This is a genomic window from Megasphaera sp. DISK 18, assembly GCF_001682955.1.
Taxonomy (GTDB): Bacteria; Bacillota; Negativicutes; order Veillonellales; family Megasphaeraceae; genus Megasphaera; species Megasphaera massiliensis.
Window position 1 is genome coordinate 75,283 of the sequence record NZ_LUGJ01000038.1, and the last position, 8,003, is coordinate 83,285.

An 8,003-nucleotide genomic window follows, 5' to 3' on the forward strand; every position below is an offset into this window, starting at 1 on the left:
TCAAATACGGACACCTTTGAGACGACATCTTCACCACCGGTGCGACCCTCGAGGCTTGCGCCAAAGTCTTGAAGCGAAAAGGGGCAGCAGAGGTGATCGGTCTGGTCATGGCCAGCGGGGCACCGTAATAGAAATTTATAATAATATTGGCAAGCGAGATGCGTATATTCGCATAAATTAACCGACCTCCTGAGGTTAGATCTTTGGTCTGACTTTAGGAGGTCGGTTTTGTTTGGCTGCAATGATGATATTGTAGTTGGGGACTTATATCTTGATGGAAGTGGCTTTCTAGGAAGACTATGTTTCGGACAATTCCATCACTTTTTCTTTTAATAATCGGGCGGCCTCTGAAAAGAGTTGATTCTTTTTCCAGATAAAGAAGATGCGGCAGATGTTTTGGGGTTCTAACGGCCGGAATACGAGCTTTCCGTCTTTCGGGAGGTGGACGAGTCGATCAAGGCACAATACGTAGCCGACACCTTCCTCGGCCAAGAGAGAGGCGTTGTAAATCAAGGTGTACGTGGCAATGATATTGAGTTCGCTTTCATCCTTGTCAAACCATACGCCAAGTTCTTTGGCGGTAAGGGCCTGTCGGGAAGCAATTAAGGGGAGCCCCTCAAGGTCAGCGGCCCGAATGGCCGTGTGTGCGGCTAGCGGGCTGTCTTTTCGCATCAGGACGCCCCAGATGTCTTCGTGGGCCAGCTCGATATGGGGATAATCCTGTGGGGGTTCAGGCTGTATCAATACGCCAAAATCCAAGGTGCCTCTCTTTAGCTGCTCTTTTACGACCATACCGTCCATGCTTTGAAACTGATAGTGGATGTTGGGATACTCTTTTCGCAAATCTTGAATTGCGCGGGCTACGACCCTCATGCCGGCCGTTTCGCCGCAGCCGATGCGAACGCTGCCGCTTACGCCTTCCTGGGCGTGGGACAGTTCATCTACCGTTTTATCGACGAGTTGGGCAATTTCTTCAGCTCGTTTTTTGAGTAGGAAACCAGCCTCTGTCAGCGTAGTATTCCGATTGCCTCGGACTAGGAGCTTCACGCCGAGCTCTGCTTCTAAATCCATGAGCTGCCGGGACAATGCCGGTTGGGACACATGCATGGCTTCTGCGGCGTAGGAGATATTTTCCGTTCTGGCGACTGCCAAAAAGTATTTCAGGACACGAAATTCCATTTCCATCACTTCTGCCACTATTATAGCAGAATCAGGTATGTAATCCAATTATAACCAGATAAATATTATAGGTATTAGTTATTTGTGATGGCCTGTGATATCCTTAATCCATCAACAAGAAAGGAGTGATGCTTTGCAAGTGAACAAGCGTCTTTTGATCTTTATTCTAATGATAGGGGTGTTCGGTATCCTCAATACGGAGATGGGCTTTATCGGGATTTTGCCCTATATTGCGCAGCGTTACGATGTGACCATCGTTCACGCCGGGTTGCTTATCAGTCTCTTTGCCTTGGGTGTTGCCCTTTCCGGTCCCGTTATGCCCCTTATTTTCTCCCGGTTCAATCGTAAGTATGTCATGCTTTTGGTGCTGGGACTCTTTACGATATGCAATACCATTTCTGTTTTTGCTTCGAATTTCAATCTGCTTTTGGCCGTGCGGATCATTCCGGCCTTTTTCCATCCGGTCTACTGTTCCATGGCGTTTACGATGGCAGCGGAGGTAGCCGGTGTGAAAGCGGCGCCGAAGGCGGTGGCAAAAATAAACATCGGAGTGTCAGCGGGCATGGTCGTCGGGGTTCCAATCAGTAATTTTCTGGCGGAACATATTTCTCTATCCGTTTCCATGTCTTTCTTTGCCCTTACGACGTTTTTCGTCATGATGGCGACGGCCTTCTTTGTGCCTTCTATGCCGGCAGTCGGGCGTTTGTCTTATGGCGAACAATTGGCTGTGTTGAAAAAGCCCATGGTTTGGGCCTCTATCTTTGCCATCCTTTTCCTAAACGGCTCTGTCTTTGGTGTTTTCAATTATTGGGCCGCCTATCTGGCAAGGGTAGTCGGGCTGGCGCCGAACCTTGTCAGTCTGCTCTTGTTTGGCTACGGCCTTTGCAATATCTTTGGCAGCATGGCGGCCGGACACCTTCTTTCCAGCCGGGCCGAACAGACGGTGAAAGTATTTCCCTTCTTGCTGGGAGCTGTGTATCTCCTGCTTCTTACGGGAGGGGACAGCGGTGTGATGGTGGCCGTCCTTACGATTTTTTGGGGAGTCCTGGCCGGTATCAATGCCAACATCAACCAATTCTGGCTTTCCCACGCGGCACCGGAGGCTCCTGATTTTGCTAACGGCCTCTTCCTCACAGCCGTCAATATCGGAACCATGGCTGCTACGACCGTAAGCGGCATGTTTATTGATTCTTTTGGAGAAAAATTCGTCGTTTACGGTGGATTACTGTTCCTGGTAGCAGCGACCCTTCTTTTTTGGGGGCAATGTCGGAAACGCAACATGAATCCGGTCCTAGGAATCGATGTATCATAAGTAATAGATATAATTACAAAACATATCAAAATATAAGATAAAGGTATTTGTTATACTTTGAGGCTTCCGTTTATAATGGAGTCAAGATATCTTATTTGAAGAATACATGAAGCTAATTTTTGATGATAAAGGAGACAATACTATGTTGAAAAAAGTAATTCAAACGACTTCGATGGCAGCCCTGTTGGCTGCTGCTATTACGGCTACTTCTTTGGCAGCCTTACCTGAAAATGCAACTACCGTATCTGTACCGGGGCAAACGATCCAGTTGGAACAGAAATGGGATAAGATATTCCCCCAGTCTGATAAGGTGGATCACCGTAAAGTAACCTTTCAAAACCGCTATGGATTCACCTTGGTAGGGGATCTGTATGTGCCGAAAAACGCTCAAGGGAAATTAGCCGCCATTGCCGTAAGCGGTCCTTTCGGCGCTGTGAAAGAACAGTCCAGCGGTCTCTATGCACAGACCTTGGCCGAACGCGGTTTTGTGACTATAGCTTTTGACCCTTCCTTCACCGGCGAAAGCTCCGGTAATCCGCGCAATACGGCGTCTCCCGATATTAACACGGAAGATTTCAGTGCCGCTGTCGACTACCTGGGATCCTTGGATATGGTAGACCGTGACAAAATCGGCATCTTGGGCATTTGCGGCTGGGGCGGTTTTGCTTTGAATGATGCCATCCAGGATACCCGCGTCAAAGCCGTGGCTACCAGCACGATGTATAATATGACCCAGGTCATGGCCAATGGCTATGAAATTACCATGGATCCCCAGGGGCAATACGATCGTGTAGCCCCGCAGAGTGCAGACGCACGGTACCAGATGAAGGAACAGTTGAATAATGCTCGCTGGGAAAGCTCGAAACACGGCTATACCGACTTAGCTCCGGCCAATAATCTGGATACGGAAAAAGATATTACATCGGAAACGCCGAAGTTTATCGCCGAATATGCTAATTTCTATCGGACCAGCCGCGGCTATCATCCGCGTTCGGTAAACTCCAATCCCAATGGTTCCTGGGCGACGATCATGCCCCTTGGCCTCATCAATATGCCCATCATGGAATACGCCAAGGAAATGCGTACACCGACGCTGATTGTGGCCGGTGAAAAAGCCCATTCCCGTTATTTCAGCGAAGATGCTTATAACGCCATCGGTTCCAAGGATAAGGAACTCTATATCGTTCCCGGTGCCAACCACACGGACCTCTATGATAATACCCAGAAAATCCCCTTTGATAAATTCGAACAGTTCTTTAAAGACCATTTAAAATAATATTGCGTACGTTGAAGGCCTGATTCCCCGCAGTCAGGCCTTTTTTGCGCAAGAAAATCTTATGGAGACGATGTATCCGTAATAAAATGCCTATCTTCTGTCGGAGATAGGATATTAAAGAAAATTTTCCATACGATCGAAGTGTCTGGGACTATGCGTCGACGGCAGGAATGGGGAGGGGCGTCATGGATAGGCTGTTTTTCGCTGCCATACGTCTGGTTCAGGCGTGACATAGTCGACATTTGTCTGTGACGGTCTGTCCCTTCTGAAAAGGGAAGGTTATGGTCATACCGGGACGGCATCTGTTGTCGAAAGGCAGGAAACTTTGTATAATGGACATAAAAGAAAGGTGATGCTTAGATGCCTACGAATGAAACGATTACCGCGGCGCAAAACGCCAAACGCCATCAGCGGGCATTGAACATTATCAAACGATGGCGGCTTATGGATGACGATTTCATGAAGCGTTGTTTGAAAGACAACATCCCTGCTGTTGAATGTATTCTGCGTATCATCATGGAAAAGCCGGATTTACAGGTACAAACGGTGCAGATTGAGGATACGATTCCCAACCTTTCCGGTCATGGGATACGGATGGATGTGCATGCCACCGATTCGACAGGAACGGAATACGACATCGAAGTGCAGCGTGCCGATAAAGGCGCCGGAACGAAGCGGGCCCGTTTCAACAGCAGCCTGCTGGATCTCAACAGCTTGAGAAAAGGCAGCGACTATGAACAACTGCCGGAAAGCTACGTCATCTTTATTACAGAAAACGATGTCTGGCAGCATGGCTTGGCCCGCTACCATGTCAACCGGATCATCGAAGAATTGAACCGGCCTTTTGAAGACGGCAGTCACATCATCTACGTCAATGGCAATTACAAAGGCAATGATGACATGGGCAAGCTGATGAATGATTTTCGCAGTGAAAACGTAGAAGACATGATGTTGGAACCGTTGAAAGAAACGGTCCATCGTTACAAAAATAACCCGGAGGAGGTGGCGGTTATGTGCGCAGAACTTGAAAAATGGAGCCTTGAAGAACGGCAGGAAGGCCGTCAAGAAGGTGAAAGCCGACTGACGGCATTGTTACGTTTGCTGAAAGCCGATGGCCGTCTGCAGGATCTGGAATTGGCTATCGACGATGAAAAGGCCAGAGAAAAGCTTTATCAGGAATATCATATTAGTTGAAATAGGAATCGCAGTACAGCCGCTGAAAGAAACGGTCCATCGTTACAAAAACAACCCGGAGGAGGTGGCGGTTATGTGCGCAGAACTTGAAAAATGGAGCCTGGAAGAACGACAGGAAGGCCGTATGGAAGGCTTACAGGCAGGACGTCAGGAAGGCGAAAGTAGGCTTACGACCTTATTGAAGATGCTGAAAGCCGATGGCCGTCTGCAGGATCTGGAATTGGCTATCGATGATGAAAAGGCTCGAGAAAAACTGTATGAGGAATATCATATTAACTGAGATAAGAATCATAGTACAGCTGTCTACGTTTTGTGACGTAGACAGTTGTTTTCTAGAACTGTCTATGGAGTTTCAAACGTCTGAGAAAAGGCAGCGATTATGAACAACTGCCGGAAAGCTACGTCATCTTCATTACCGAAAACGATGTCTGGCAGCATGGCTTGGCCCGCTACCATGTCAACCGGATCATCGAAGAATTGAACCGGCCTTTTGAAGACGGCAGTCACATTATCTACGTCAATGGCAATTACAAGGGCCATGATAAAACGGCACAGCGCCAGAAGCCGGCAGATGGACAGCCTCATCAAGAATTTACAAGGGCAGGAACTCATCAGAAATCTTGATGAAAGGTTATGGTACAGCCTAATATCTTTTATTATAGTATACAGCAAAGAGAATATCAGGGTAATCTTTAAAGACGGGACGGAACTCAAGGGGGAATCAAGGGATTTTTTTGCTTGACTAGTCTCTGTATATAAGTGATAAAATAATAAAGAATAAATCAACGATAAATACTTTAATAAAAGGAGGAATAATAGATGAAAAAGTCGTGTTTTTTAATGATGACCGCGATGATTATCGCCAGTGGTATGGGGATTCAGCCAGCAATTGGAGCAACCGTGGAGGCTGTAAAGCCGGCTATTGCTGTGCCAGATACCGATCGGAAGAGCATTGCGGATAAAATAGCTATCCGCGAACTTATAGATACGTTTTCAATTGAGGCGGATAATAAAGATGGCATATCGCAGATTGACCTTTTTACGAAAGATGCTGTTGTGGAGAATTACAACAATGGCAAGCTGACGCAAACTTTAAAAGGCAATGAAAATATTGGCAAGGCCTTTGACGACTTTTTAAAGACACAGGATGTTGTTTATCATATAAATGGACAGCAGGTCATACATCTAAATGGGAATAAAGCAGACGGTATCAGTTATTGCTTTGTTACTCTTATTTATACGGATAAAGAGGGCAAAACTATGAAACGTCAGACAGGCGTCCGCTATGTAGATGATTATGTATTCCAAAATGGTCGTTGGCTGATTGCGCATCGAAAAGCCTATTTTAATTGGAGCGAACAGGTTCCGTATCAAGGCGGCTGAAAAAGCCAATAGTCACATCGTCTACGTCAATGGCAATTACAAGGGAAACGATGACATGGGCAAGCTGATGAATGATTTTCGCAGTGAGAACGTAGAAGACATGATGTTGGAACCGTTGAAAGAAACGGTCCATCGTTACAAAAACAACCCGGAGGAGGTGGCTGTTATGTGCGCAGAACTTGAAAAATGGAGCCTGGAAGAACGTCAGGAAGGACGCTTGGAAGGTCGCCAGGAGGGACTACAAGCAGGTCGTCAAGAAGGCGAAAGTCGGCTAACGACGTTGTTGAAGATGCTGAAAGCCGATGGCCGTCTGACGGATCTGGAATTGGCTATCGACGATGAAAAGGCCAGAGAAAAACTGTATGAGGAATATCATATTAACTGAGATAAGAATCATAGCACAGCCGTTTACGTTTTGTGTAACGCAGACGGCTGTTTTGCTAAAATGCAGAGGTAACGCCGCTTTGATGCGAAATGGGGCCATGATGTGATCGGCTTGGTCATCGCCAATGAGTACCGTGACATACTATCCTTGAATACGTTAAAAAGCCTGATTTCTGTTAACTGAGAAATCAGGCTTTTTGGCGTTGTGGAGGTAGTGTGTGACGTCTCGGATTTGATGTCAATCTTCTTCGTCTCTGGTCCGTTTCGGTCCGGGATCGGCGACGAGGGTGCTGTCGGCAATGGGATCGGTTGGCGTCGAAGGGGTCTCTCCGGCAGGAACTGTGCCATGGCTGCCGGAATAATGGCCGGCATGGGGGACGGATTGGCCGTGATAGGAGTAGTTGTTGGTGACGATGCCGTCGGGATTGGTGGCTTCGTAGCCTCTAACGTGATGCATCGTGCCGTCCGGTCCCGTTCGGTAATAGTCGTGGGTATAGTGAGTGCCCGGGGCCGGCGTGACAGCATCGGAACCGCCGTGGATGTCGCCGCCGTGATGGGCTGTATCGACGGCTGTGTCGGCAGCATCGGCGATGGCGTCAAAGCCTCCAAAGACCTTAATGAAAGGCAGGCAGAGGAGGATGATGAGCAGCGGGGCGACGCCCATGATGGGCAGGGCCCGGTCTAAGGTGTAATTGTGAGAGTAGAGCCAAATCAGGATGAGGTGGAAGCCGACGGCTGCGACGAAGCCTGTAAGCAGGGCCGGGATTGTTTCGACGGTCGTACTGCGAACGACGGCAAAGTAGAAGCCGACGCCATACATATAGAATCCACCCAGGACGGCCCGCCAATGGGATACGATGTATTTCAAGCGCAGGCAGAAGATGATCACCATGATGATGAAGGCGATGGGCGCCAAAAAGGGAAAGAGGCTGATGAGGAGCAACGTAATGGCTGCCGTGATGACGATGTACATGATGCGCCGCCAGGTAAAGGTGATGAATAGGATGACGACGCCTATGATGGAAGCGATTTGATAATCGAGGGTCACCATATTGATGAAAACATAAAGCCAGGTAATGAGTAAGATTATGAGGTGAGCTGCACGGTCCGCACGCTGGGGGGCCAGGTTCAACATCATCACATCCTTTAGGAAATTTTGCTGTCAATAAGCCGTGTAATTACATTTAATTATATCATATATTTTCTATAAAAGAGGGGGATAGCCTTGGCTTTTCTTCTTTTTTACAAAGAAATTCGGTTCTATAATAAATGTTG

At 47.7% G+C, this 8,003-nt stretch carries 9 protein-coding genes; 7 read left to right on the forward strand and 2 right to left on the reverse strand.

Annotated elements, in window-relative coordinates; all coding sequences use genetic code 11:
• Positions 1 to 297 precede the first annotated feature (297 nt).
• Complete coding sequence (locus A0U42_RS08925) at positions 298 to 1,179, reverse strand: LysR family transcriptional regulator (protein WP_065360668.1); 882 nt, start codon at positions 1,177 to 1,179, stop codon at positions 298 to 300.
• A gap of 139 nt (positions 1,180 to 1,318) precedes the next feature.
• On the opposite strand from A0U42_RS08925, the gene A0U42_RS08930 reads away from it, so the two are divergent.
• From A0U42_RS08930 to A0U42_RS08960, 7 genes are all read left to right on the forward strand, one after another.
• Positions 1,319 to 2,491 carry an MFS transporter gene (locus tag A0U42_RS08930; RefSeq protein WP_218055541.1) on the forward strand — a complete coding sequence of 391 codons (1,173 nt, stop codon included), beginning with the start codon at positions 1,319 to 1,321 and terminating at the stop codon, positions 2,489 to 2,491.
• A 142-nt stretch (positions 2,492 to 2,633) separates the two neighbouring features.
• Entirely contained in the window at positions 2,634 to 3,767 is a 1,134-nt protein-coding gene (locus A0U42_RS08935; RefSeq protein WP_065360669.1) for an alpha/beta hydrolase, read from the forward strand.
• Between the two features lie 360 nt (positions 3,768 to 4,127).
• The gene (locus A0U42_RS08940) at positions 4,128 to 4,961 is read left to right on the forward strand and encodes a PD-(D/E)XK nuclease family transposase (RefSeq protein WP_065360670.1); all 834 of its coding nucleotides are present in this window, start codon (positions 4,128 to 4,130) and stop codon (positions 4,959 to 4,961) included.
• A 73-nt stretch (positions 4,962 to 5,034) separates the two neighbouring features.
• On the forward strand, positions 5,035 to 5,241 hold the full coding sequence (locus A0U42_RS08945; RefSeq protein ID WP_065360671.1) for a hypothetical protein: 207 nt from the start codon (positions 5,035 to 5,037) through the stop codon (positions 5,239 to 5,241).
• A gap of 161 nt (positions 5,242 to 5,402) precedes the next feature.
• On the forward strand, positions 5,403 to 5,585 hold the full coding sequence (locus A0U42_RS11590) for a hypothetical protein (protein WP_141669513.1): 183 nt from the start codon (positions 5,403 to 5,405) through the stop codon (positions 5,583 to 5,585).
• A 195-nt stretch (positions 5,586 to 5,780) separates the two neighbouring features.
• Positions 5,781 to 6,344 (forward strand): nuclear transport factor 2 family protein, encoded by a 564-nt coding sequence (locus tag A0U42_RS08955; protein ID WP_044503600.1) that lies wholly within the window; start codon positions 5,781 to 5,783, stop codon positions 6,342 to 6,344.
• 55 nt (positions 6,345 to 6,399) lie between these two features.
• Positions 6,400 to 6,729, forward strand: coding sequence for a hypothetical protein (locus A0U42_RS08960; RefSeq protein WP_083122488.1), 330 nt, complete (start codon positions 6,400 to 6,402; stop codon positions 6,727 to 6,729).
• Between the two features lie 237 nt (positions 6,730 to 6,966).
• Here A0U42_RS08960 and A0U42_RS08965 read toward each other — a convergent pair whose 3' ends face one another.
• Positions 6,967 to 7,866 carry a hypothetical protein gene (locus A0U42_RS08965; protein WP_141669514.1) on the reverse strand — a complete coding sequence of 300 codons (900 nt, stop codon included), beginning with the start codon at positions 7,864 to 7,866 and terminating at the stop codon, positions 6,967 to 6,969.
• Positions 7,867 to 8,003: the final 137 nt, after the last annotated feature.